This window comes from Mycobacterium sp. 1482292.6, assembly GCF_001672995.1.
Taxonomy (GTDB): domain Bacteria; phylum Actinomycetota; class Actinomycetes; order Mycobacteriales; family Mycobacteriaceae; genus Mycobacterium; species Mycobacterium europaeum_A.
In genome coordinates this window covers 96,838-121,123 of the sequence record NZ_LZKV01000232.1, presented here as the reverse complement: position 1 = coordinate 121,123, position 24,286 = coordinate 96,838, and the positions used below count along the sequence as shown (strand labels likewise).

The following is a 24,286-nucleotide window of genomic DNA, read 5'->3' as shown; positions in this document are numbered from 1 at the left end:
CTACGCGGGAGTCGTCGCGGTCATTGCGGTGCTGGGTGCCTTGCTCGCCATCACCGAGACGATCAACCTGCCCGCCGGTTTCTCGATCGGCTGGGCGATGTGGCCGCTGGTGGCGGCCGTCGTGCTCCAGGCGATCGCCGCCGTCGTCGTGGTCCTGCTGGACTCCGGGGTGATCACCGCCCCGGCGCCGCGGCCCAAATACGACCCGTACGCGCAGTATGGCCAGTACGGGCAATACGGCCAATACGGTCAGCAGCAGCCCTACTACGGTCAGCAGCCGGGCGGCCAGCAGCACGGCGGGCAGCAGCAGTCGCCGCAGGGCTACGGTTCGCAGTACGGCGGCTATTCGCCGAGCGCGGCGCCCACCCAGAGCGGCGCTCCGACCGGCGGTTTCGGCGCTCAGCCCTCGCCGCAGTCCGGACCGCAACCGTCCGCGCAGCAGCACGGCTCGAACACGCCGCCCACCGGCTTCCCCAGCTTCAGCCCCCCGCCCAACGTCGGCGGATCGGACTCCTCTGCGACGGCAAACTTCTCCGAGCAGGGTGGGGGCCAGCAGTTTGGCCACGAGCAGCAGTCGCCGTCGTCACCGTCTGGGCCAGCGCCCTCCTAACCGTGCGCTGTCGCGCCTAGTCGGGGACGTGCCCCAGAGTGACACGGGTGGAGGACAACCGGGCAGCGGGCGCTCGCCAGGCGCGTGACCTCGTCAGGGTCGCGTTCGCCCCCGCGGTGGTGGCGTTGGTCATCATCGCCGCGGTCACGCTGATCCAGTTGTTGATCGCCAACAGCGACATGACCGGCGCGCTGGGCGCCATCGCCAGCATGTGGCTGGGCGTGCACCAGGTACCGGTCTCGATCGGCGGTCGCGTGCTCGGGGTGATGCCGCTGCTGCCGGTCCTGTTGATGGTCTGGGCCACCGCACGCAGCACCGCCCGGGCCACGACGCCCTACTCGTCGTGGCTGGTCGTCCGCTGGGTCGTCGCCTCGGCGCTGGGCGGCCCGTTGTTCATGACGGCGATCGCCCTGGCGGTCATCCACGACGCATCCTCGGTGATCACCGAGCTGCAAACGCCCAGTGCGCTACGCGCGTTCCTCAGCGTGCTCGCGGTGCATGCCGCCGGCGCCGGCATCGGGGTGTGGTCCCGGGTGGGGCCGCGCGCGCTCGCGGCGGCGTCGCTGCCCTTCTGGCTGGGCGACTCGCTGCGCGCCGCTTCCGCCGGGGTATTGGCGTTGCTCGGGCTCTCCGGCTTCGTGACGGCCGGGTCGCTGGTGGTGCATTGGTCAACCATGCAGGAGCTCTACGGCATCACCGATTCGATCTTCGGCGAGTTCAGCCTCACCGTGCTGTCAATGCTGTACGCGCCCAACGTGATTGTCGGCACCGCGGCAATGGCCGTCGGCTCCAGCGCGCACATCGGATTCGCGACCTTCAGTTCGTTCACCGTGTTCGGTGGTGACATCCCGGCCGTGCCGGTGCTGGCCGCGGTCCCCAGGCCGCCGCTGGGGCCGGTGTGGGTGGCGCTGCTCATCATCGGTGCGTCGTCGGGTGTGGCGGTCGGGCAGCAGTGCGCCCGGCGGGCGCTGCCGTTGCTGGCGGCCGCGGCCAAGCTGCTGGTCGCCGCGGTCGTGGGCGCGCTGGTGATGTCCGTGATCGCGTACGCCGGCAGCGGCCAGCTGGGTAACTTCGGGCACGTCGGCGTCGACCAGGGCGCGTTGCTCGTCGGCGTCTTCTTCTGGTTCGCGGTCGTCGGCGGGATCACGGTGGTGATGACCGGCGGAGTCAGCCGCCGTCCCCGGCGGCCCAAGGTCAAGCCCGCAGCGGCCGCGGCGGCCGAGGAACCGGCCGACTTCGCGGGCGTCTTCGACGACGAGCCGTCGCCCGACGAGGAGGAGGGGATCCCTGGGGAGGCGGGTGACGCGCTGGATCCGCCCGCGGGCGAGGCCGCCGAACCCGGCCCCCCGATGACCGACACGCCATCCCCGCGCGAGCCAGGACAAGAAGCCACCGAGCGAGATTCCGAGGATTAAGCCTTCCGCCGGCCGCCGCGCGACAACCCGGTTGGCGCCGACGGGGTGCCGAGGTCGATCGCCCGACTCTGCTCACGTCGCTGCACGACCCGCATCGTCGGCGGGCTAGGCTCGCCGATGTGGTCGAACCGCTCCATGTGCCCCCGAACGCACCGGCACGGGTAGTGGTACTGGCGTCGGGCACCGGGTCGCTGCTGAATTCGCTGTTGACCTCCGCCGTCGCGGATTACCCGGCCCGGGTGGTCGCCGTCGGCGCCGACCGCGACTGCCTGGCCACGGAGATCGCCGCGGCCGCGTCCGTGCCCGCCTTCACCGTCCGGCTCGGCGAGCACCCCGACCGCGCCGCCTGGGACGCCGCCATCACCGAGGCCACCGCCGCACACTCGCCCGACCTGGTGGTCTCCGCCGGGTTCATGAAAATCCTTGGGCCGCAGTTCCTTTCACGGTTCTACGGTCGGGTCATCAACACCCATCCGGCGCTGTTGCCGGCGTTTCCGGGTGCGCACGGGGTGGCCGACGCATTGGCCTACGGTGTCAAGGTCACAGGCTGTACGGTGCACCTGGTGGACGCCGGGACGGACACCGGGCCGATTCTGGCGCAGGAATCCGTTCCGGTGCTCGACGGCGACACCGAAGAGACTCTGCACGAACGCATCAAAGTCACCGAACGGAAGCTCCTGGTGGACGTGGTGGCCGCGATCGCAACACGCGGCCTGACCCTGGTCGGGAGAAAAGCGACGATCGGACGAAAGGCGACGAACCGATGAGCACCGACGACTGGCGGGAAGACGCCAAACGGCCGATCCGGCGCGCCCTGATCAGCGTGTACGACAAGACCGGGCTCGTCGACCTCGCCCAGGGACTGGCGGCCGCGGGTGTCGAAATCGTCTCGACCGGATCCACGGCGAAGGTCATTGCCGACAAAGGCATTCCGGTGACCCGGGTCGAGGAGCTGACCGGATTTCCCGAAGTGCTCGACGGCCGGGTCAAGACGCTGCACCCGCGCGTGCACGCGGGCCTGCTGGCGGACCTCCGCAAGCCCGAGCACGCCGCCGCGCTCGAGGAGCTCGGGATCGCGGCGTTCGAGCTCGTCGTCGTCAACCTGTACCCCTTCACCGAGACCGTCGACTCCGGGGCCAGCATCGACGAATGCGTCGAGCAGATCGACATCGGCGGCCCGTCGATGGTGCGGGCCGCGGCGAAGAACCACCCCAGCGTGGCGGTGATCGTCGACCCGCAGGGCTACGACGGAGTGTTGGCCGCGGTACGGTCGGGCGGGTTTAGCCTCGCCGAGCGCAAAAAGCTGGCGTCACTTGCCTTTCAGCACACCGCCGAGTACGACATCGCCGTCGCGAGCTGGATGGAGTCGACGCTGGCTCCCGAACATCCGCCGACGACTTTCCCGAAGTGGCTGGGCCGCAACTGGCGTCGCTCGGCGATGCTGCGCTACGGCGAGAACCCGCACCAGCAGGCGGCGCTGTACAGCGACCCCGGCGCCTGGCCAGGACTGGCGCAGGCCGAGCAGCTGCACGGAAAAGAGATGTCCTACAACAACTTCACCGATGCGGACGCGGCCTGGCGGGCCGCCTTCGACCACGAAGAGACCTGCGTCGCAATCATCAAGCACGCCAACCCATGTGGCATCGCCATCTCCTCGGAATCGGTCGCGGACGCGCACCGCAAGGCGCACGAATGCGATCCGTTGAGCGCCTTCGGCGGGGTCATCGCGTCCAACACCGAAGTCAGCCTGGAGATGGCCGAATACGTCAGCACCATCTTCACCGAGGTCATCGTCGCCCCCGCCTACGAGCCGGCCGCCCTGGAGGCCTTGACCCGCAAGAAGAACATCCGGGTGCTGGTGGCCTCGGAGCCGCTGACCGGTGGGACCGAGCTGCGGCCGATCAGCGGCGGACTTTTGGTGCAGCAGCGCGACGAGCTCGACGCGCACGGCGACAACCCCGCGAATTGGACGCTGGCCACCGGCTCACCGGCCGATCCGGCGACGCTGGCCGACCTGGTGTTCGCCTGGCGCGTCTGTCGCGCCGTCAAATCGAATGCGATCGTGATCGCCGGCGGCGGAGCCACCATCGGCGTCGGCATGGGTCAGGTGAACCGGGTCGACGCGGCGCGGCTGGCCGTTGAAAGAGGGAATGCGCGCGGCGGCGACCGGGTGCACGGCGCCGTCGCGGCCTCCGACGCGTTCTTCCCGTTCCCCGACGGGCTCGAGACGCTGACCGGCGCCGGGGTGAAGGCGATCGTGCACCCCGGCGGCTCGGTGCGCGACGACGAAGTGACCGCGGCGGCCGCCAACGCCGGCATTTCGCTCTATCTGACCGGGGCGCGCCACTTCGCGCACTAGCCACGGTGTGCGCGTGCGACGCGCCTGTCAATAAGCGTCTAGTGAACGCCCTTGGCATGACTCGTCAGAGCGCGCGTCGTAGCGTGGAGTGGTGACGTCACCGAGCAACCTGCCCCGCACCGTCGGCGAGCTGCGCGCCGCCGGTCATCGTGAACGGGGAGTCAAGCAGGAAATCCGCGAAAATCTGCTCGCACGCCTCGCCGAAGGCGGGGATGGCGAAGCCATCTGGCCGGGCATTCTGGGATTCGACGACACCGTGCTGCCGCAACTGGAGCGGGCGCTGATCGCCGGTCATGACTTCGTGCTGCTCGGTGAGCGCGGCCAGGGCAAGACCCGGCTGCTGCGCGCACTGATCGGCCTGCTCGACGAGTGGACGCCGGTGATCGCCGGTGCCGAGCTCGGGGAGCACCCGTACAGCCCGATCACGCCGGAGTCGATCCGCAAGGCCGCCACTCTCGGCGACGACCTGCCCATCGAGTGGCGGCACCGCAGCGAGCGCTACACCGAGAAGCTCGCCACCCCGGACACCAGCGTGGCCGACCTGGTCGGCGACATCGACCCGATCAAGGTCGCCGAGGGCCGCAGCCTGGGCGACCCCGAGACCATCGCCTACGGCCTGATCCCCCGCGCACACCGCGGCATCGTCGCCGTCAACGAGCTGCCCGACCTGGCCGAGCGCATCCAGGTATCGATGCTCAACGTGATGGAGGAGCGCGACATCCAGGTCCGCGGCTACACCTTGCGGCTGCCGCTGGACGTCCTCGTGGTCGCCAGCGCCAACCCCGAGGACTACACCAACCGCGGTCGCATCATCACCCCGCTCAAAGACCGGTTCGGTGCCGAGATCCGCACGCACTACCCGTTGGAACTCGACGCGGAAGTCGGTGTGATCGCGCAGGAAGCGCACCTGTCGGCCCAGGTTCCCGATTACCTGATGCAGGTCATCGCCCGGTTCGCCCGCTACCTGCGGGAGTCCAACTCCGTCGATCAACGCTCCGGGGTGTCGGCGCGGTTCGCGATCGCCGCCGCCGAGACCGTCGCCGCCGCCGCGCGGCATCGGGGCGCGGTGCTGGGGGAGACCGATCCGGTGGCCCGGGTGGTCGACCTGGGCACGGTGATCGACGTGTTGCGCGGCAAGCTGGAGTTCGAGTCCGGCGAGGAGGGCCGCGAACAGGCCGTGCTCGAGCACCTGTTGCGCCGGGCGACCGCGGACACCGCGTCGCGGGTGCTCGGCGGCATCGACGTCGGATCCTTGGTTTCCGCGGTGGAGGGCGGTTCGGCCGTGACGACCGGTGAGCGGGTGTCGGCCAAGGACGTACTGGCCGCAGTGCCGAGCCTGCCGGTGGTCGACAAGATCGCGGCCAAGCTCGGGGCGCAGTCGGAAGGCGAACGCGCCGCGGCGCTGGAACTGGCGCTCGAGGCGCTGTATCTGGCCAAGCGCATCGACAAGGTATCCGGGGAGGGTCAAACCGTCTATGGCTAGGTCTGATGGTGACGACCCGCAGCGCCCGGCTACGCCGCGCTCGCGATCGTCACGAGGGCATTCCTCGCGCTACTCGGCGTACACCGGCGGGCCGGACCCGCTGGCCCCGCCGGTGGATCTGCGCGAGGCGCTCGAACAGATCGGCCAGGATGTCATGGCCGGCACGTCGCCGCGGCGCGCACTGTCCGAGCTGCTGCGCCGCGGCACCAAGAACCTGCCGGGCGCGGACCGGCTGGCCGCCGAGGCCAACCGGCGGCGACGGGAGTTGTTGCGGCGCAACAACTTAGACGGGACTCTGCAGGAGATCAAGAAGCTGCTGGATGAGGCCGTGCTGGCCGAACGCAAGGAGTTGGCCCGCGCGCTCGACGACGACGCCCGCTTCGGTGAACTGCAGCTCGATGCGTTGCCGTCATCGCCGGCCAAGGCCGTCCAGGAGCTCTCCGACTACAACTGGCGCAGCGCCGAGGCCCGCCAAAAGTACGACCAGATCAAGGATCTGCTCGGCCGCGAGATGCTCGATCAGCGCTTCGCGGGTATGAAGCAGGCGCTCGAAGGCGCCACCGACGAGGATCGTCAGCGGGTCAATGACATGGTCAATGACCTCAACGAGCTGCTGGACAAGCACGCCCGCGGCGAGGACACCCAGCAGGACTTCGAAGACTTCATGGACAAGCACGGCGAGTTCTTTCCGGAGAACCCGCGCAACGTCGACGAGTTGCTGGACTCGCTGGCCAAGCGCGCCGCCGCCGCGCAGCGGTTCCGCAACAGCCTGAGCGCCGAGCAGCGCGCGGAGCTGGATGCCCTGGCGCAGCAGGCTTTTGGCTCGCCCGCTTTGATGCAGGCGCTGAACCGGCTCGATGCGCACCTGCAGGCGGCGCGACCGGGCGAGGACTGGAGCGGCTCCGAGCAGTTCTCCGGTGACAACCCGTTCGGGATGGGCGAGGGCACCCAGGCGCTGTCCGACATCGCCGAGCTGGAGCAACTGGCCGAGCAGCTCTCGCAGAGCTATCCGGGCGCGACCATGGACGACGTCGACCTCGACGCGCTGGCCCGTCAGCTCGGCGACCAGGCGGCCGTCGACGCCCGCACGCTCGCCGAATTGGAACGCGCACTGGTCAATCAGGGCTTCTTGGACCGCGGTTCCGACGGGCAGTGGCGGCTGTCGCCGAAGGCGATGCGCCGGCTCGGTGAGACGGCGCTACGCGATGTGGCGCAACAGCTTTCCGGGCGACGCGGTGAGCGCGACCACCGGCGCGCGGGCGCGGCGGGCGAACTCACCGGGGCCACTCGGCCCTGGCAGTTCGGTGACACCGAGCCGTGGAACATCTCCCGCACATTGACCAATGCCGTTCTGCGGCAATCGGGAACCGCCACCCTGGACGGACCCGACGGGCGGTTGAAAATCACCGTCGACGACGTCGAAGTCTCCGAGACCGAGACGCGGACCCAGGCCGCGGTCGCGCTGCTGGTCGACACCTCGTTCTCCATGGTGATGGAGAATCGCTGGCTGCCCATGAAGCAAACGGCGCTGGCACTCAACCACCTGGTGTGCACGCGATTTCGTTCGGATGCCTTGCAGATCATCGCCTTTGGCCGCTACGCGCGGACGGTGACCGCCGCCGAGCTCACCGGCCTGGAAGGGGTCTACGAGCAGGGCACCAACCTGCACCACGCGTTGGCGTTGGCGGGGCGCCATCTGCGTCGGCATCCCAACGCGCAGCCCGTCGTGCTGGTGGTGACCGACGGGGAGCCGACCGCGCACCTGGAGGACTTCGACGGTGACGGCGGTTCTGCTGTGTTTTTTGATTACCCACCGCACCCTCGGACCATCGCCCATACCGTGCGCGGCTTCGACGAGATGGCCCGCCTGGGCGCCCAGATCACCATCTTCCGGCTGGGCAGCGACCCGGGCCTGGCCCGGTTCATCGACCAGGTCGCCCGACGTGTCGAGGGACGGGTCGTGGTGCCCGATCTCGACGGACTGGGAGCGGCCGTGGTCGGCGACTACCTGCGGTCGCGCCGCCGTTAGCCGTCGCGCCTGCGCGGTGGCGCCGGTCGGGGGATTGGTGTTTTCTCGACGGGGTACAGGATTTGGAGAAGGAGGAGACGTAATGAGCCAGGTTCCCACGATCGAACTCAACGACGGCGTCAGCATTCCGCAGCTGGGTTTCGGGGTGTTCCAGATCAAGCCCGACGAGACCGCCGCGGCGGTGAAGACGGCGCTCGAGATCGGATACCGTCACATCGACACGGCCGAAATGTACGGCAACGAAAAGGAAGTGGCGCAGGGCATCCGCGACGCGGGCCTGGACCGCGGTGAGGTCTTCGTCACCAGCAAGCTCAACAATGGATTTCACAAACCCGACGACGCGCGCCGCGCCTTCGACGAGACGCTGAAGAAGCTGGATTCGGACTACGTCGACCTGTTCCTCATCCACTGGCCGCTGCCCACCCTCTACGACGGCGACTTCGTGTCGACGTGGAAGGTCTTCGAAGAGTTCGCGCGGGACGGACGCGCCCGCAGCATCGGTGTGTCCAATTTCCAAGTCGCACATCTGGATCGGCTCGCAGCCGAAACCGACACCGTGCCGTCGGTCAACCAGATCGAGGTGCATCCGTACTTCGGCAACGAACAGGTCCGGGCGTACGGACGCGAGCATGGCATCGCCACCGAGGCATGGGCGCCCATCGCGCAGGGCAAGGTGCTCGACGATCCGGTGATCAACCGCGTCGCGCAGGCCCGCGGCAAGTCGGCGGCGCAGGTGGTGCTGCGCTGGCACATCCAGCGCGGCGACATCGTCTTCCCGAAGTCGGTGACACCGGAGCGGGTCAAGGAGAATTTCCAGTTGTTCGACTTCGAACTGGACGACTCCGACATGGACGCGATCTCGACGCTGGACCAGGGCGAGGCCGGACGCAACGGGCCCAACCCCGACACGTTCGATTACGTGCCCGGCTGAGGGCTACGGCTAGCCGCGTGGCCGTCGGGGCTTGCGGATGATCCCCACACCGCCCCACAGGGAGAAGCCGCGAATGTGCACGGTCGGCGCGCCGGGCGTGCCCTGTCCGTCCACCACGCGGTCGAAGTTTCCCATCACGCCGCGGCCGTGCACCTCGACGTTGACTTCGGGCGGCAGCAAAATGTTTTGCACGCCCATGATCGACATCGCATGGATGTCGACCTCGGTCGAGGTGAAGTCGGCGTAGCGCAGATCGACCACCCCGCTGCCCCACAGGGTGAAGGTGGTGAGCTTCTTCGGAACGTTCCACCGGCCGCGGCGCTCGAAGCCGCTCATCAAGGCCAGCAGTAGCGTCGAGGGCGCCGGATTGGGCTTGCCGCCGCGGCGCGGGCTGATCGGAGCCCCCGGCAGATCGGCCCGCAATTGATCCAGTTCCTCGTACGTCGTGGCCGCATAGGCCCTGGTCAAACGGTCTTCGTAGTCGTTGAGCTGCAGGCGCCCCTGTTCGGCCGCATACGCAAGCAACTGGGCAATCTGGATGCGGTCGGTATCAGCCGCGCGCGACGGCTCGCCGCGCGTGTCCTCCGCATCCCGTTGCGTTGAGTTGCTCATCACCCACGAGCCTACGACGTACAGCTTTTGCTGCAAGAGGATTGGCTAAACTGCAACCTTGCGCCGGCCCGCGCCGCACTGCCGACCGTTCGGCCGGACCCTTTGTTTGACATCTGGCTAACTTCCCGGCTGGCTAACTCGTCCAGTTGGGCGCGCGCTTCTCCAGAAACGCCAGCATGCCTTCGCGGGCCTCGTCGGACACGAACAGCCGCGCGGACTCCTCGGCGAGCCGTTCGGCGTCGCGGTCGAACCCTTCCAGCACCGCGGTCGTGGTCAGCGCCTTGGATGCCGCGAGGCCCTGGGGCGAACCACAGCCGATATCGGAGACCAGTTCGTCGACCGCGGCGTCGACGTCGTCGGCGGCAACGGTGATCAGTCCGATCTCGGCCGCCTGGGCGGCGCCGAACTTCTCGCCGGTCAGGTAGTAGCGCGCCGCGGCCCGCGCCGACAGCTTCGGCAGCAGCGTCAACGAGATGATCGCCGGGGCGACGCCGATGCGGGCCTCGGTGAGCGCGAAGGTACTGCGCGGACCCGCGACCGCGATATCGCAGGCGCCCACCAGGCCGAAGCCGCCCGCGCGGACGTGCCCGTCGATGGCGGCGATCACCGGCAGCGGCGAGGAGACGATGGCCCGCATCAAGGCGACCATCTCCCGGGCGCGGGCCACCGCCATGCTGAAGGGATCGCCCCCGCCGGACTCACTCAAATCCGCACCGGCACAGAAGGTTCCACCGGTGTGGCCCAGCACCACGGTCCGTACCGCCGGGTCTGCCGAGGCGTCGCGCAACCCCTGGTGCAACTGGTTGACCAGTGTGGTGGACAGCGCGTTGCGGTTGTGCGGTGAATTCAGGGTCAGCCGCGCGTAAGGTCCGCCCGTGTCGGCGGGTCCGGCGTATTCGACGACGGGGTCCATCAGTAGCTTCGGGGCAGGCCCAGCGATGTCTGCGCGACGAAGTTCAGCACCATCTCACGGCTGACCGGGGCGATGCGGCCCAGCCGGGCCGAGGCCAGCATGGCGGCCAGGCCGTACTCCTTGGTCAGTCCGTTGCCGCCCAGTGACTGCACCGCCTGATCCACCGAGCGCGTGGCGGCTTCGGCCGCAGCGTATTTGGCCATGTTCGCGGCCTCGGCCGCGCCCATGTCATTGCCGGAGTCATAGAGGGTGGCGGCCTTCTGCAGCATCAGCTTGGCCAGTTCGACCTCGATGTGGCACTGCGCCAACGGGTGGGACAGCCCCTGGTGCGCACCGATCGGCGTGCCCCACACCTGCCGGGTTTTGACGTATTCGGCGGCCCGGCCCAGCGCGTACCGTCCCATCCCGACGGAGCTCGCCGCGCCCATGATCCGTTCGGGGTTCAGGCCGGCGAAAAGCTGTGCAATGGCGGCATCTTCGGCGCCGACGAGTGCGTCGCTAGGCAGCCGCACGTCGTCGAGGAAGACCTGGAACTGCCGTTCGGGGCTGATCAGTTCCATTTCGATCGGGGTGTAGGTGAAGCCGGGCGCGTCGGTGGGCACCACGAACAGTGCGGGGCGCAGCTTGCCGGTCTTGGCCTCCTCGGTGCGGGCCACCACCAGCACCGCCTGCGCCTGGTCGATGCCGGAGATATAGACCTTCTGGCCCTTCACGATCCAGTCGCTGCCGTCCCGGCGGGCGGTCGTGGTGATCTTGTGCGAGTTAGAGCCGGCGTCGGGCTCGGTGATGGCGAACGCCATCGTCAGCGTCCCATCGGCGATGCCGGGGATCCAGCGCTTCTTCTGCTCCTCGGTGCCGAACTTGCTGATGATGGTGCCGTTGATGGCGGGCGAGACCACCATCAGCAGCAGCGCGCTGCCCGCGGCCGCCATCTCCTCCATGACCAGCGACAGCTCGTACATTCCGGCGCCGCCACCGCCGTACTCCTCCGGCAGGTTCACCCCGAGGAAGCCGAGTTTGCCTGCCTCCGACCACAATTCGTCGGTGTGTTCCTGTGCGCGGGCCTTGCGTAGGTAGTACTCGCTGCCGTAGTTGGCTGCCCAGGCCGCCACCGACTTGCGCAGGGCCTGACGCTCCTCGCTCTCGATGAAGCTGGTGTCGGTCATGCTGAATCCCCTTCTGATTGTGGCGCTTCCACTCTTGCCAGCACAGCGCCCACTTCGACTTGCTGACCGGTCTTGACGTTGAGTTCGGCGAGCACCCCGTCCACCGGGGCGGCGATGGTGTGTTCCATCTTCATGGCCTCTAGCCAGATCAGCGGCTGGCCAGCGGTGACCGTGTCGCCGATCGCGGCACCGAGCCGGATCACGCTGCCCGGCATCGGCGCCACCAGCGAGCCCTTTTCGACGGTCGAGCCGGGCTCGGGGAAACGCGGCTGCGCGGTCAAATGCACCGGCCCGCGCGCGGAATCGACGTAGACGTCGGCATCGTAGCGCCGCACCGAGAAGCCGTGCTCGACGCCGTCCACCCGCAGCACGACGGCTTTCGCCGTGGCCGACACCAGCTGCACCGACGGGTCGTCGGGAAGCGTCAAACCGGTTCTGGTGAAGCGATATTGGACCCTGATCTCGTCGCCCGCATCGTCGTGATAGTCCCTGACCTGGTAGACCGACGGCAGGTTGCGCCAGCCGCTGGGAACGGCGCGCAGCACCGGCGCCACGGCCCGGTTATGCGCGGCGTCGGCGAGTGCCGCGGCGATGGCGGACAGTCGGACCACCGCGGCATCGCCCAGCGGCGCCGCGAGGCGGGCCAGGTCGTGGGTATCGAAAAACGCTGTGTCGGTCGCACCGTCGAGGAATGCGGGATGCCGCAGCACGTTCACCAAAAGGTCCCGGTTGGTGCGTACGCCGTGCACGCGGGCGCGCGCCAGCGCGTCGGCGAGCACCAGCGCGGCCTGGCGTCGCGTCGGGGCGTAGGAGATGACCTTGGCCAGCATGGGGTCGTAGTGGATCGAGACCGTGAACCCGTCGACGATGCCCGAATCCAGCCGGATCCCGGTCCGGTGCCCCAGGGAACCGAACTCCGCCCGAACCGAGGGCACCTCGAAGCCGCGGACCAGGCCGGCCTGCGGCTGCCAGTTCTTGGCGGGGTCCTCGGCGTAGAGCCGGGCCTCGATCGAATGCCCTTGCGCGGCAGGAGGGTCCGAGTCCAGGCGGGCGCCGTCGGCGACGGCGAGCTGCAGCTCGACCAGATCGAGTCCGGTGGTCTCTTCGGTCACCGGGTGTTCGACCTGTAGCCGGGTGTTCATCTCGAGAAAGTAGAACTCGCCGTCGTCGTCGGCGAGGAACTCCACCGTCCCGGCGCCGGTGTAGCCGATGGCTTCGGCGGCCAACCGGGCCGCGTCGAACAGCTTGGCGCGCATGCCCGGTGTGCGCTCCACCAACGGCGAGGGCGCCTCCTCGATGATCTTCTGGTGGCGGCGCTGAATCGAGCATTCGCGTTCGCCGACCGCCCACACCGTGCCATGGGTGTCGGCCATGATCTGGACCTCGATGTGGTGTCCGGTGGGCAGGTAGCGCTCGCAGAACACCGTCGGGTCCCCGAAGGCGGACTGGGCTTCGCGGCGCGCCGCCTCCACTTCGGCTGGCAGGGCGGACAATTCGCGCACCACCCGCATGCCGCGTCCGCCGCCGCCCGCGGAGGCCTTGACCAGCACCGGCAGCTGCGCCTCGGTGACGGTGTCGGGGTCGAGCTCGTCGAGCACGGGCACCCCGGCCGCGGCCATGAGTTTCTTGGACTCGATCTTGGAGCCCATCGCGCGCACCGCATCCACCGGCGGGCCGATCCACGTCAGGCCGGCGTCGGCGACGACGGCCGCGAAGTCGGCGTTCTCCGAGAGGAATCCGTAACCGGGGTGGATCGCGTCGGCGCCCGCGGCGCGGGCGGCGGCAATGATGGCCTGCGCGTTGAGGTAGTCGTTGGTCTTGTCCAGCCGCACCCGGGCGTCGGCCTCGGCGACATGCGGGGCGCCGGCGTCGGGTTCGGTGTAGACGGCGACGGTGGTTAAGCCGAGCCGGCGGCAGGTGGCGAACACCCGCCGCGCGATCTCACCGCGGTTGGCGACCAGTACTCGAGTGACCATGGGGCTCACATCCGGAAGACGCCGAAGTTCGACGTCCCCTTGATCGGGCCATTGGCGATGGCGGACAAACAGATTCCCAAGACGGTGCGGGTATCTCGCGGGTCGATCACCCCGTCGTCGTAGAGCATCCCGGACAACACCAGCGGCAGCGACTCGGCTTCGATCTGGCCCTCGACCGCGGCCCGCATCGCCGCGTCGGCCTCCTCGTCGACCTGCTGGCCGCGCGCCTCGGCGGCCGCACGGGCCACGATCGACAGCACACCCGACAACTGGGCGCCGCCCATCACCGCGGACTTCGACGTCGGCCAGGCGAACAGGAACCGCGGATCGTAAGCGCGCCCGCACATGCCGTAGTGGCCCGCGCCATAGGAGGCGCCGATCAGCAGCGAGATGTGCGGGACCGTGGAGTTGGACACGGCGTTGATCATCATCGAGCCGTGCTTGATCATCCCGCCCTCTTCATAGTCCTTGCCCACCATGTAACCGGTGGTGTTGTGCAGGAACAGCAGCGGCGTGTCGGACCGGTTGGCCAGCTGGATGAACTGGGTGGCTTTCTGCGACTCCTCGCTGAACAACACGCCGCGCGCGTTGGCCAGGATGCCGATCGGATACCCGTGCAGCCGGGCCCAGCCCGTCACCAGCGACGAGCCGTACAGCGGCTTGAATTCGTCGAAGTCGGAACCGTCGACGATGCGCGCGATCACTTCGCGGGGATCGAACGGGATCCGCAGATCCGCGGGCACGATGCCGATGAGTTCCTCGGTGTCGAACAGCGGCTCGGTGACCGGCTTGGGTGTCGGCCCGTGCTTGGCCCAGTTCAACCGGGCCACGATGCGGCGGCCGATGCGGATCGCGTCGAGTTCGTCGACGGCGAAGTAGTCGGCCAAACCGGAGACGCGGGCGTGCATTTCGGCGCCGCCGAGCGACTCGTCGTCGGATTCCTCGCCGGTGGCCATCTTCACCAGCGGGGGACCGGCCAGGAAGACCTTGGAACGTTCCTTGATCATCACCACGTGATCCGACATGCCCGGGACGTAGGCACCGCCCGCGGTGGAGTTGCCGAATACCAGTGCGATGGTGGGGATTCCGGCCGCCGAGAGCCGGGTGAGGTCGCGGAACATCCGGCCGCCGGGGATGAAGATCTCCTTCTGCGTGGGCAGATCCGCGCCGCCGGACTCCACCAGCGAGATCACCGGGAGCCGGTTCTCGAAGGCGATCTGGTTGGCTCGCAGGATCTTCTTCAGGGTCCACGGGTTGCTGGTGCCGCCTTTGACCGTCGGGTCGTTGGCGACGATCATGCATTCGACGCCTTCGACCACCCCGATGCCGGTGACCGTGCTGGCGCCGACCTTGAAGGCGCTGCCCCAGGCCGCCAGCGGGCTCAGTTCCAGGAACGGCGAATCCTGGTCGACCAGGGATTCGATGCGTTCGCGTGCCGTCAGCTTGCCCCGGTCATGGTGACGCTCAACGTATTTGGCCCCGCCCCCGGCCAGCGCGTTGGCCAGCTCGGTGTCGATCTCCTCGAGTTTCGCAATAGCCGCCGAAGCCGCGTCGGCGAAGGCGGTGGCATCGGCATCGAGGGTGGACTGCAGCACGGTCATGATTGGAATCCCAGCAGTTTGGCGGACAGTGCGGTCAGGATTTCGGTGGTTCCGCCGCCGATGCCCAGGATCCGCATGTCCCGATATTGGCGTTCGACCTCGGACTCGGCCATGTAGCCCATGCCGCCGAACAACTGGACGGCTTGGTTGGCCACCCATTCGCCGGCCTCGACGGCGGTGTTCTTGGCGAAACACACCTGCGGAATCAGGTTGGTCTCGCCGGCGAGTTGCTGCTCCACCACGTGGCGCGAGTAAACCCTGGCGACGTCGATGCGGCGCGCCATCTCGGCCAACGTGTTCTGCACCGACTGCCGCGATATCAGTGGGCGACCGAATGTTTCGCGGTCGCGACACCATTGGACCGTCAGATCCAGGCAGCGCTGGGCGCTCGAATAGGCCTGTGCGGCAAGGCCGATGCGTTCGGCGACGAAGGCCTGGGCGATCTGGGCGAACCCGCTGTTCTCAGGGCCGACCAGGTTGGTGACCGGGACGCGGACGTCGGTGTAGGACAGCTCGGCCGTGTCCGAGGAACGCCAGCCCATCTTGTCCAGCTTGCGGCTCACCTCGAAGCCGGGCGTCCCCTTCTCGACCACCAGCAGCGAAACCCCGCCCGCGCCAGGGCCTCCGGTGCGTACCGCGGTTACCACGTAGTCGGCGCGGACCCCGGAGGTGATGTAGGTCTTGGCGCCGTTGACGATGTAGTGGTCACCATCGCGCACCGCGGAGGTACGCAGGTGCCCGACGTCGGAACCGCCGCCCGGCTCGGTGATGGCCAGCGAGCCGATCTTCTCACCGGCCAGTGTCGGCCGGACGAACTCCTCGATGAGCCGCTGATCGCCCGACGCGATCATGTGCGGCACCGCGATGCCGCAGGTGAACAACGACGCGAACACGCCGCCCGGGGCCCCGGCCTGATGCATCTCCTCGCAGATGATCACCGCGTCGGCGCCGTCGCCGCCACCGCCGCCAACCGATTCGGGGAAGCCCGCACCCAGCAGCCCGGCGTCCCCGGCGCTGCGGTGCAATTCGCGCGGCAGCTCGCCGCTGCGCTCCCACTCGTCGACGTGGGGCAGGATCTCGCGTTCTACGAACGAGCGCACCGTCTTTCGCAGCTGTTCGCGCTCGGGTGTGGTCCAAAGGTTCACAGCAGACTCTCCGGGATGTCGAGGTAGCGGCCGCGGAGCCATTCGCCCAGCCCCTTGGCCTGGGGGTCGAATCGGGCCTGGTAGGCGACGCCCTGGCCGAGGATGCCGTCGATGACGAAGTTGACCGCTCGCAGATTCGGCAGCAGGTGACGGGTGACGCCGAAGTCGGCCGCTTCGGGCAGCAGTTCTCCGAGGAGCTCGACGGTCAACGTGTTGGCCAGCCATCGGAATTGCTCGTCGGTGCGTACCCACACCCCGATGTTGGCGGAGCCGCCCTTGTCGCCGCTGCGCGCGCCGGCGATGCGGCCCAGCGGCACGCGCCGGGTCGGCCCGTCCGGCAGGGGTTCGGGAAGCGGTGGCTCAGCGGCGGGGGAGAGCTCCAAAGTGTCCGTGGCGCAAGGGATGTGGACGCGGGTGCCGTCGGCGTGTACCGCAACGTGCGGTACCTGATCGGCGGCGACGTAGCCCGGGGTGAACACGCCGTAGACCTGGCCGTCAGCCGGGGGTGCGGTGACGTGGAATCCCGGATAGCTGGCCAACGCCAATTCGACGGCGGCCGAAGAGAATTGGCGTCCCACGTTGGCGGGGTCGGGGTCGCGTACGACGCAGTGCAGCAGCGCACTGGCGGCTTCCTCGGTGTCGGCGTCCGGGTGGTCGGTGCGTGCCAAAGTCCACTGCAGTTCGGCGGGCTTGACGGTGAGCGCGGCGTCGAGTTGTTGGCGCACCAGGTCGGCCTTGGCCTCGATGTCCAGGCCGGTCAGCACGAACGTCATCGAGTTGCGGAACCCGCCGATGCTGTTCATCGACACTTTGTAGGTGGGCGGCGGGGCCTCGCCACGCGCACCGCTGATGCGCACCCGATCCGGCCCGTCGGACGACAGCTCGACGCTGTCCATCCGGGCGGTCACGTCGGGGTTGGCGTAGCGCGCCCCGGTGATCTCGTAGAGCAGCTGCGCGGTGACGGTGTCGACGCTGACCAGGCCGCCGGTGCCCGGGTGCTTGGTGATCACCGAGGATCCGTCGGCGTGGACCTCGGCGAGCGGGAAGCCGGCGTGGGTCAACTCGGGAACCTCGGTGAAGAACGAGTAGTTACCGCCGGTGGCCTGGACCCCGCACTCGATGACATGGCCCGCGACCACCGCGCCGGCGAGCGCGTCGTAGTCGGTGCGGCCCCACCCGAAGTGCGCAGCGGCCGCCCCGACGATCACCGAGGCGTCGGTGACGCGGCCGGTGACGACGACGTCGGCGCCGTCGACCAGGCAGTCGACGATGCCCCAGGCGCCCAGGTAGGCGTTCGCCGTCAACGGACTGCCCAGCCCGAGGTCGGCGGCACGTGACAACAGGTCGTCACCCTCCACGTGGCCGACCCGCGCGTCGATGCCCAGCCGCTGCGCCAGCGCGCGTATCGCGTCGGCCAGCCCGGATGGATTGAGGCCGCCGGCGTTGGCGACGATGCGGACCCCCCGGTCGCGGGCCTCGCCCAGGCAGTCCTCGAGCTGGGTCAGAAAGGTCTTGGCGTAGCCGCGCTCGGCATGCTTCATCCGGTCGCGGCCCAGGATCAGCATGGTGAGTTCGGCGAGGTAGTCGCCGGTCAGGTAGTCGACTTCGCCGCCGGTGAGCATCTCGCGCATGGCCGACAGCCGGTCGCCGTAGAAGCCCGAGCAGTTCGCAATCCGGACGGCGCCGGAGCTGCCCAGGGCGCCAGCGGCGCCGGAAGCAGAGGCCATGCCTGTCCTCCATTCGGGGATTCACCGGGTCGGACCTACCAACCAACCGGTAGGTTAGCGGGTGCCGTCGGTGTCACGTCAAGGATCCCACTTTGGAGGCGCCCGCCCTGGCGCGCCCAGCGGGCGGCCACTCGGCGGGCGGGCGTGCATTTTGGCCACAAGCGGACCAGCGACTATCCTGATGTGCGATCGTCGCCCGTTCGGCTCACCAGCCACGCCGCGCGACATGCCGAACTGCAAGTCCCACGTCGAATTACCGAAGCAACACGAGGAGTTAGGCCCGACCATGGCCGTACCCAAGCGCAGAATGTCGCGCGCGAACACCCGTAGCCGGCGCGCGCAGTGGAAGGCCGAGAAGACCGAACTCGTCGGTGTCACGGTCGCAGGTCAGCGCCACAAGGTGCCCCGGCGGCTGCTCAAGGCGGCCCGCCTCGGTCTGATCGACCTCGACCGCCGCTAGCCCGAATGGCGGCGGCCCACGGCGCCCGGCTTCGCCGCGCTTGTGACCGCCGCTAGCCCGAATGGCGGCGGCCCACGGCGCCCGGCTTCGCCGCGCTTGTGACCGCCGCTAGCCCCCGCCCGGCGCGCCTCTCAGGTCCGTCTCAGGCGGTGGGACGAAACTAGGGGTCGTGCGAATACTGGTCGTCGACGACGATCGCGCTGTGCGCGAATCGCTGCGTCGGTCCTTATCCTTCAACGGCTACTCCGTCGAGCTGGCCCATGACGGGGTCGAGGCCCTCGAATTGATCGCCAGCGATCGTCCCGACGCGCTCGTCCTCGATGTGATGATGCCGCGCCTGGACGGCCTCGAGGTGTGCCGTCAGCTCCGCAGCACCGGTGACGATCTCCCCATCCTCGTGCTCACCGCCCGCGATTCGGTGTCCGAGCGGGTCGCCGGGCTCGACGCCGGCGCCGATGACTATCTGCCGAAACCATTCGCCCTGGAAGAACTGCTAGCCCGGATGCGTGCACTGCTGCGCCGGACCAAGCCGGAGGACGACGCCGAATCCGTGGCGATGACGTTCTCCGACCTGACGCTGGACCCGGTGACCCGCGAGGTCACCCGCGGCCTGCGCCGAATCAGCCTGACCCGCACCGAGTTCGCGCTGCTGGAGATGCTGATCGCCAATCCGCGCCGGGTGCTGACCCGCAGCCGCATCCTCGAAGAGGTGTGGGGATTCGACTTTCCCACTTCGGGCAACGCGCTGGAGGTCTACGTCGGCTACCTGCGGCGCAAGACCGAAGCCGATGGTGAGCCGCGGCTGATCCACACCGTGCGCGGGGTTGGATACGTCCTGCGGGAGACGCCACCGTGACGATGCGGGTCCACCGATGATCCGGTTCCCCCGGCCCCAGCGTCCGCCGCTGCGCCCGCCGTTGCGCGCGACACCCTCGTTGTCGCTGCGGTGGCGGGTGATGCTGCTGGCGATGTCGATGGTGGCCATGGTGGTGGTGCTGATGGCCTTCGCCGTCTACGCCGTGATCTCCGCCGCGCTGTACAGCGACATCGACAACCAACTGCAGAGCCGCGCACAGCTGTTGATCGCCAGCGGCTCGCTGGCCGCCGACCCGGGCAAAGCCATCGAGGGCACCGCCTACTCCGACGTCAACGCGATGCTGGTGAACCCGGGGCACGCGATCTACACCGCCCAGCAGCCGGGCCAGACCCTGCCGGTCGGCGCGCCGGAGAAGGCGGTCATCCACGGCGATCTGTTCATGTCGCGGCGCACCGCCGGTGACCAACGGATCCTGGCCGTGCACCTGCAGAACGGCACGTCGCTGCTGATCTCCAAGAGCCTCAAGCCCACCGAAGCGGTGATGAACAGGCTGCGCTGGGTGCTGCTGATCGTCGGCGGGGTCGGGGTGGCGGTCGCGGCCGTGGCGGGCGGCATGGTCACCCGGGCCGGGCTGCGCCCGGTGGCACGCCTGACCGAGGCGGCCGAGCGGGTGGCACGTACCGATGACCTCAGGCCCATCCCCGTGTTCGGCAGCGACGAATTGGCCAGGCTCACCGAGTCGTTCAACCTGATGCTGCGCGCACTCGCCGAGTCCCGGGAGCGGCAGGCTCGGCTGGTCACCGACGCCGGCCACGAATTGCGCACCCCGCTGACCTCCCTGCGCACCAACGTCGAGTTGCTGATGGCGTCGATGGAGCCGGGAGCGCCGCGCCTGCCCGAGCAGGAGATGGTGGATCTGCGCGCCGATGTCGTCGCGCAGATCGAGGAATTGTCAACGCTGGTAGGCGATTTGGTGGATCTGACCCGCGACGACGCCGGCCAGGTGGTGCACGAGCCCGTCGACATGGCCGAGGTGGTCGATCGCAGCCTGGAGCGAGTCAGGCGGCGGCGCAACGACATTCACTTCGACGTCGACGTCACACCCTGGCAGATGTACGGCGACGCCGCCGGGCTGTCGCGTGCCGTGCTGAACCTGCTGGACAACGCCGCCAAGTGGAGCCCGCCCGGGGGCCATGTCGGTGTCACCATGCGCCAGCTCGATCCGTCGCACGCGGAGCTGGTGATCGCCGATCACGGCCCCGGCATTCCGCCGCAGGAGCGCCGGCTGGTGTTCGAACGGTTCTACCGGTCGACGACGGCGCGGGCGATGCCCGGCTCCGGCCTCGGGCTGGCGATCGTCAAGAAGGTCGTGCTCAACCACGGCGGACTGCTACGCGTCGAGGACACCGTTCCGGGCGGCCAACCCCCGGGTACCTCCTTCTATGTGCTGCTGCCCGGCCGGCCCATGCCCGCCTCGACGTACTCCACCGCCGCCGGCGAGCCGCAGACCGACCAGGTAGACGCCGCGGCCGACCACGCCACGGCGCCGGGTGGCGACCAGGCGAACTCTCGGGAATCGGCGAACGTAATCTCAGTGGACTCTCAGTCCGCGCGGGCAAGGTAGGTCTGCGGCTACTGTTGAACCAGCCGTCGACTTGCCGAAACACTGAGATAGAGGAAGAGCGACTTAGCGACATGACGAATGACCCGAGGTATTCGCCACCGCCGCAGCAGCCGGGATACCCGCCCGCGCCGAATCAGCCTGCGCCCGTCCCGAGCCATGCGGGGTCCTCCGGCTATGCCCCGGGACACCAGCAGCCGTACAACCAGCAGTACGACTGGCGCTATCGGTCGCAGCCCTCATCGTCGCCGACGGCGCAGTTCCGTCCACCTTACGAGCCCTTCAGCAACACCGGTCCGGGCCGGATTCCCGGCGGAACCGGGGTGGGCCCGATTCCGGGCGGCACCGGCAGCGGCCCGATTCCCGGCATGCTGCCCGGGATGCCCGGCCCGCCGGAACCCCAAAAGCGTTCTCGCACAGGACTATTGGTGGTCGGTGCGTTGGCCATCGCGGTGGTGTCGGCCGGGATCGGCGGTGCCGCCGCGACGGCGGTCGAGCTCGGCACCCACACCACGGGGAACGGCGGCGGCCGGGTCATCGGGGCGGCGCCCAGCGTCCCGGCCGCCAACATGCCACCGGGCAGCGTCGAGGGAGTCGCCTCCAAGGTGGTGCCCAGCGTCGTCATGCTCGAGACCGACATCGGGCGACAGTCCGAGGAGGGCTCGGGCATCATCCTGTCCACCGACGGGCTCATCCTGACCAACAACCACGTGATCGCCGCCGCGGCGGGACCGCCCAAGGGTCCCGCCGCCCCGCCGGGAGCTCCGCCTGGGGCCCCCGTGCCGCCGAGCCCGCCGGGCGGACCGGGCGGCCCGGGCGGCGGCGGTGCCGGCGCGCCGACGGCGAAGACCACGGTGACCTTCTCTGACGGTCGCACCGCACCATTCACGGTGGTCGGCGCCGACCCCACCAGCGACATCGCCGTCATACGCGTGCAGGGCATGTCCGGGCTCACGCCCATCTCGCTGGGCTCCTCGTCGGACCTGCGCGTCGGCCAGCCCGTCGTCGCGATCGGCTCGCCGCTGGGCCTGTCGGGCACCGTGACCACCGGCATCGTCAGCGCGCTGAACCGGCCGGTGTCCACCACCGGTGAGTCGGGCAACCAGAACACCGTGCTGGACGCGATCCAGACCGACGCCGCGATCAACCCCGGTAACTCCGGGGGCGCCCTGGTCAACATGAACGGCCAACTGGTGGGCGTCAACTCGGCCATCGCCACCCTGGGCGCCGACTCGCCGGACGCCCAGAGCGGGTCGATCGGTCTGGGCTTCGCGATCCCGGTCGACCAGGCCAAGCGCATCGCCGACGAACTGATCGCCACCGGCAAGGCATCACACGCCTCGCTCGGCGTTCAGGTGACCAACGACAAGGGCACCCCCGGCGCCAAGGTGGTCGACGTCGTCGCGGGTGGTGCGGCCGCATCGGCCGGCGTCCCCAAGAACGTCGTCGTCACGAAGGTCGACGACCGGCCGATCAACAGCGCCGACGCGCTGGTCGCGGCCGTGCGGTCCAAAGCACCCGGCGACAAGATAACGCTGACATTCCAGGATGCCGCCGGTGGCGGCAGCCGCACCGTGCCGGTCACCCTCGGGAAGGCGGATCAGTAGTGAGAGTGGACGAACCCTCGGCGACGGGATTGTCTGAGCTCGGATATACGGTTGCACCCATGGAAACGGGTGCGGAATTGGTAGTTGGCCGGGCTCTGGTTGTGGTGGTCGACGATCGCACCGCGCACGGGGACGAGGACCATAGCGGTCCGCTGGTGACCGAGCTGTTGACGGAGGCGGGCTTCGTCGTCGACGGTGTGGTCGCGGTCGCCGCGGACGAGATCGAGATCCGCAACGCGCTGAACACCGCGGTGATCGGCGGGGTGGACCTGGTGGTCTCGGTCGGCGGGACGGGCGTCACCCCGCGCGACGTCACCCCGGAGGCCACCCGCGAGATCCTGGATCGCGAAATCCTCGGCATCGCCGAGGCCATCCGCGGCTCGGGGCTGTCGGCGGGGATCATCGACGCCGGCTTGTCCCGCGGTCTGGCCGGGGTGTCCGGCAGCACGCTGGTGGTCAACCTGGCCGGGTCCCGCTATGCGGTGCGCGACGGGATGGCGACGCTGAATCCGTTGGCGGCCCAGATCATCGGGCAGTTGTCGAGCCTGGAGATTTAAACCCGGGTCGCGGGCCAAGCCCCGAATTGGCGGGCTATTTCGATTCGGCTTCCGCGCGGGGTCCGTACTCCGGTGGGGGCGTGGTGGCCACACTGCCGTGCTTGCCCGACGAATCGCCGTTGGTCTGCGCGAGTAGGTCCCGGATCTCCTTGAGCAGCACGACCTGCGCGTCGTCGGCCGGCTCGACCTCGCCCCGCTTGCGCAGCGTCGTGTAGGGCAACACGACCAGGAAGTACACCACCGCGGCGATGATCACGAAGTTGATGGCGGCTGACAGCACGTTGTTCAGGTCAATGGTCTGACCGCCGCCGATGCTGATGCGCAGGATGCCGATATCGGACTTCTGGTTGACGCCGATGCGGTTGATCAACGGCTTGATGATGCTGTCGGTGAATGTGGTGACCAGGGCGGTGAAAGCAGTACCGATGACGACCGCGGTGGACAGGTCGATGATGTTGCCCCGCGAGAGAAACTCCTTGAACCCTTTGAGCATTGGGATGGCCTTTCTGGGACTGGACAGAGTTTGCCGTCGGCCAGCAGACGAACAACGGCCAGGCACTCAGTGCAGGGTGAGCGTCACAGTCTGGCCCAGCGCCGACCCTGCCACCGTGTTCGCCACACGAGCCGGCAGCGCAACCAACACTACGCGGTCGCTATCGGCGGCCTGAGCCTTTTCTTTGGCCGATACCAGCACCACCACGGCGTCGGTGGCCACCACCTTCGGGGCCGCGTGCGAATTGTCCGGCGCACCGCTGGCCGGCGCCGCCAGCACGTCGACCACGTCGCCGACCCGCACCAGGTCGATCAGGGCGCTGTCCGCCAGATGCAGCGGCACGATGCGGGCATCCGGGCCCGCCTTCGACCCGACGGCGGCCTCCGCCAACCGGCTGCCCAGCAGCCGGACGTCGGTGAGCACCTCACCGCGGCGCGCCGGGCCGGCCAGCGTCGACCCCACGACCGTATCCAGGTCGGCTCGTGCCCCATCGGGAACCGTTGCGGCCAAACGCTTTTCGAGCCGGACATCGGCGGAAGTCAGCGCGGCGCCGGGCCGTAGGTCGTGGTCGGCCACCACCACCTGCGCATAGTCATCGGCGGGGTTGGACCGCAGCGTGGCGATTCCGGCCAGGACGACGAGCCCGCCCGCGGCGACGCGGCGCGCCAGCACGGTACGAGTCCAGTCCGGGCGCAGCCACAGCGTCAGCCGACTCAAAGGGCTTGGGTTCAGCGATGATTCGCCCACGCCGCAACGGTAGGCGC

At 68.9% G+C, this 24,286-nt stretch carries 21 protein-coding genes; 12 read left to right on the top strand and 9 right to left on the bottom strand.

Going from position 1 to position 24,286, the window contains the following annotated elements; all coding sequences use genetic code 11:
- From A5624_RS23850 to A5624_RS23820, 7 genes are all read left to right on the top strand, one after another.
- On the top strand, positions 1–610 hold a 610-nt coding region (locus A5624_RS23850; protein ID WP_066871997.1), incomplete at its 5' end, for a DUF5336 domain-containing protein.
- Positions 611–657: 47 nt separating this feature from the next.
- Positions 658–2,025, top strand: coding sequence for a DUF6350 family protein (locus A5624_RS23845; RefSeq protein ID WP_066871994.1), 1,368 nt, complete (start codon positions 658–660; stop codon positions 2,023–2,025).
- A 119-nt stretch (positions 2,026–2,144) separates the two neighbouring features.
- Entirely contained in the window at positions 2,145–2,792 is a 648-nt protein-coding gene (gene purN, locus A5624_RS23840; RefSeq protein WP_066871991.1) for a phosphoribosylglycinamide formyltransferase, read from the top strand.
- Positions 2,789–4,384, top strand: coding sequence for a bifunctional phosphoribosylaminoimidazolecarboxamide formyltransferase/IMP cyclohydrolase (gene purH / locus A5624_RS23835; RefSeq protein ID WP_066871988.1), 1,596 nt, complete (start codon positions 2,789–2,791; stop codon positions 4,382–4,384). Before purN ends, purH begins: the two co-directional genes overlap by 4 nt.
- Positions 4,385–4,472: 88 nt before the next feature.
- A complete protein-coding gene (locus tag A5624_RS23830; protein WP_066871985.1) occupies positions 4,473–5,867 on the top strand; it encodes an ATP-binding protein in 1,395 nt (464 codons plus the stop codon).
- Entirely contained in the window at positions 5,860–7,896 is a 2,037-nt protein-coding gene (locus A5624_RS23825) for a VWA domain-containing protein (RefSeq protein ID WP_082990645.1), read from the top strand. Before A5624_RS23830 ends, A5624_RS23825 begins: the two co-directional genes overlap by 8 nt.
- Before the next feature lie 82 nt (positions 7,897–7,978).
- A complete protein-coding gene (locus A5624_RS23820; protein ID WP_066871979.1) occupies positions 7,979–8,827 on the top strand; it encodes an aldo/keto reductase in 849 nt (282 codons plus the stop codon).
- A gap of 9 nt (positions 8,828–8,836) precedes the next feature.
- Here the strand turns inward: A5624_RS23820 and A5624_RS23815 are convergent, their stop codons facing one another.
- The 7 genes from A5624_RS23815 to A5624_RS23785 all read right to left on the bottom strand — a co-directional run bounded on the left by A5624_RS23815 (position 8,837) and on the right by A5624_RS23785 (position 17,967).
- On the bottom strand, positions 8,837–9,439 hold the full coding sequence (locus tag A5624_RS23815; RefSeq protein ID WP_066871977.1) for a DUF1707 domain-containing protein: 603 nt from the start codon (positions 9,437–9,439) through the stop codon (positions 8,837–8,839).
- A 133-nt stretch (positions 9,440–9,572) separates the two neighbouring features.
- The gene (locus tag A5624_RS23810; protein ID WP_066871975.1) at positions 9,573–10,352 is read right to left on the bottom strand and encodes an enoyl-CoA hydratase family protein; all 780 of its coding nucleotides are present in this window, start codon (positions 10,350–10,352) and stop codon (positions 9,573–9,575) included.
- Positions 10,352–11,518 (bottom strand): acyl-CoA dehydrogenase family protein, encoded by a 1,167-nt coding sequence (locus A5624_RS23805; protein ID WP_066871971.1) that lies wholly within the window; start codon positions 11,516–11,518, stop codon positions 10,352–10,354. Before A5624_RS23805 ends, A5624_RS23810 begins: the two co-directional genes overlap by 1 nt.
- Positions 11,515–13,494 (bottom strand): biotin carboxylase N-terminal domain-containing protein, encoded by a 1,980-nt coding sequence (locus A5624_RS23800; RefSeq protein WP_066871968.1) that lies wholly within the window; start codon positions 13,492–13,494, stop codon positions 11,515–11,517. The genes A5624_RS23805 and A5624_RS23800 overlap by 4 nt, the downstream gene beginning before the upstream one ends.
- A 5-nt stretch (positions 13,495–13,499) precedes the next feature.
- Entirely contained in the window at positions 13,500–15,089 is a 1,590-nt protein-coding gene (locus tag A5624_RS23795; protein ID WP_156749163.1) for an acyl-CoA carboxylase subunit beta, read from the bottom strand.
- A 2-nt stretch (positions 15,090–15,091) separates the two neighbouring features.
- Positions 15,092–16,240: an acyl-CoA dehydrogenase family protein gene (locus A5624_RS23790; RefSeq protein WP_066871962.1), complete on the bottom strand. Its 1,149-nt coding sequence runs from the start codon at positions 16,238–16,240 to the stop codon at positions 15,092–15,094.
- Positions 16,237–17,967 (bottom strand): acyclic terpene utilization AtuA family protein, encoded by a 1,731-nt coding sequence (locus A5624_RS23785; RefSeq protein ID WP_066871959.1) that lies wholly within the window; start codon positions 17,965–17,967, stop codon positions 16,237–16,239. Before A5624_RS23785 ends, A5624_RS23790 begins: the two co-directional genes overlap by 4 nt.
- Positions 17,968–18,253: 286 nt before the next feature.
- On the opposite strand from A5624_RS23785, the gene rpmF reads away from it, so the two are divergent.
- The 5 genes from rpmF to A5624_RS23760 all read left to right on the top strand — a co-directional run bounded on the left by rpmF (position 18,254) and on the right by A5624_RS23760 (position 23,029).
- Positions 18,254–18,427: a 50S ribosomal protein L32 gene (gene rpmF, locus A5624_RS23780; protein WP_003872812.1), complete on the top strand. Its 174-nt coding sequence runs from the start codon at positions 18,254–18,256 to the stop codon at positions 18,425–18,427.
- Between the two features lie 169 nt (positions 18,428–18,596).
- Positions 18,597–19,283: a two-component system response regulator MprA gene (gene mprA / locus A5624_RS23775; protein ID WP_066871956.1), complete on the top strand. Its 687-nt coding sequence runs from the start codon at positions 18,597–18,599 to the stop codon at positions 19,281–19,283.
- A gap of 16 nt (positions 19,284–19,299) precedes the next feature.
- Positions 19,300–20,868: a HAMP domain-containing sensor histidine kinase gene (locus A5624_RS23770; RefSeq protein ID WP_066871953.1), complete on the top strand. Its 1,569-nt coding sequence runs from the start codon at positions 19,300–19,302 to the stop codon at positions 20,866–20,868.
- 71 nt (positions 20,869–20,939) lie between these two features.
- A complete protein-coding gene (locus A5624_RS23765; protein ID WP_066871949.1) occupies positions 20,940–22,472 on the top strand; it encodes a S1C family serine protease in 1,533 nt (510 codons plus the stop codon).
- A 59-nt stretch (positions 22,473–22,531) separates the two neighbouring features.
- A complete protein-coding gene (locus tag A5624_RS23760; RefSeq protein ID WP_044487196.1) occupies positions 22,532–23,029 on the top strand; it encodes a molybdenum cofactor biosynthesis protein B in 498 nt (165 codons plus the stop codon).
- Positions 23,030–23,063: 34 nt separating this feature from the next.
- Here the strand turns inward: A5624_RS23760 and mscL are convergent, their stop codons facing one another.
- Together mscL and A5624_RS23750 are read right to left on the bottom strand one after the other, a co-directional pair.
- Entirely contained in the window at positions 23,064–23,522 is a 459-nt protein-coding gene (mscL, locus tag A5624_RS23755) for a large-conductance mechanosensitive channel protein MscL (RefSeq protein WP_066871946.1), read from the bottom strand.
- Between the two features lie 66 nt (positions 23,523–23,588).
- The gene (locus tag A5624_RS23750; protein WP_066871944.1) at positions 23,589–24,269 is read right to left on the bottom strand and encodes an SAF domain-containing protein; all 681 of its coding nucleotides are present in this window, start codon (positions 24,267–24,269) and stop codon (positions 23,589–23,591) included.
- Between the last annotated feature and the right edge of the window lie 17 nt (positions 24,270–24,286).

Bases quoted from the DNA above. Each gene is read 5' to 3' on its own strand.
- rpmF (WP_003872812.1), top strand. From the start codon at position 18,254: ATGGCCGTACCCAAGCGCAGAATGTCGCGCGCGAACACCCGTAGCCGG.
- A5624_RS23820 (WP_066871979.1), top strand. From the start codon at position 7,979: ATGAGCCAGGTTCCCACGATCGAACTCAACGACGGCGTCAGCATTCCG.
- A5624_RS23805 (WP_066871971.1), bottom strand. From the start codon at position 11,518: ATGACCGACACCAGCTTCATCGAGAGCGAGGAGCGTCAGGCCCTGCGC.
- A5624_RS23810 (WP_066871975.1), bottom strand. From the start codon at position 10,352: ATGGACCCCGTCGTCGAATACGCCGGACCCGCCGACACGGGCGGACCT.
- A5624_RS23825 (WP_082990645.1), top strand. From the start codon at position 5,860: ATGGCTAGGTCTGATGGTGACGACCCGCAGCGCCCGGCTACGCCGCGC.
- purH (WP_066871988.1), top strand. From the start codon at position 2,789: ATGAGCACCGACGACTGGCGGGAAGACGCCAAACGGCCGATCCGGCGC.
- mscL (WP_066871946.1), bottom strand. From the start codon at position 23,522: ATGCTCAAAGGGTTCAAGGAGTTTCTCTCGCGGGGCAACATCATCGAC.
- A5624_RS23815 (WP_066871977.1), bottom strand. From the start codon at position 9,439: ATGAGCAACTCAACGCAACGGGATGCGGAGGACACGCGCGGCGAGCCG.
- A5624_RS23765 (WP_066871949.1), top strand. From the start codon at position 20,940: ATGACGAATGACCCGAGGTATTCGCCACCGCCGCAGCAGCCGGGATAC.
- A5624_RS23785 (WP_066871959.1), bottom strand. From the start codon at position 17,967: ATGGCCTCTGCTTCCGGCGCCGCTGGCGCCCTGGGCAGCTCCGGCGCC.
- A5624_RS23800 (WP_066871968.1), bottom strand. From the start codon at position 13,494: ATGGTCACTCGAGTACTGGTCGCCAACCGCGGTGAGATCGCGCGGCGG.
- A5624_RS23760 (WP_044487196.1), top strand. From the start codon at position 22,532: ATGGAAACGGGTGCGGAATTGGTAGTTGGCCGGGCTCTGGTTGTGGTG.
- A5624_RS23770 (WP_066871953.1), top strand. From the start codon at position 19,300: ATGATCCGGTTCCCCCGGCCCCAGCGTCCGCCGCTGCGCCCGCCGTTG.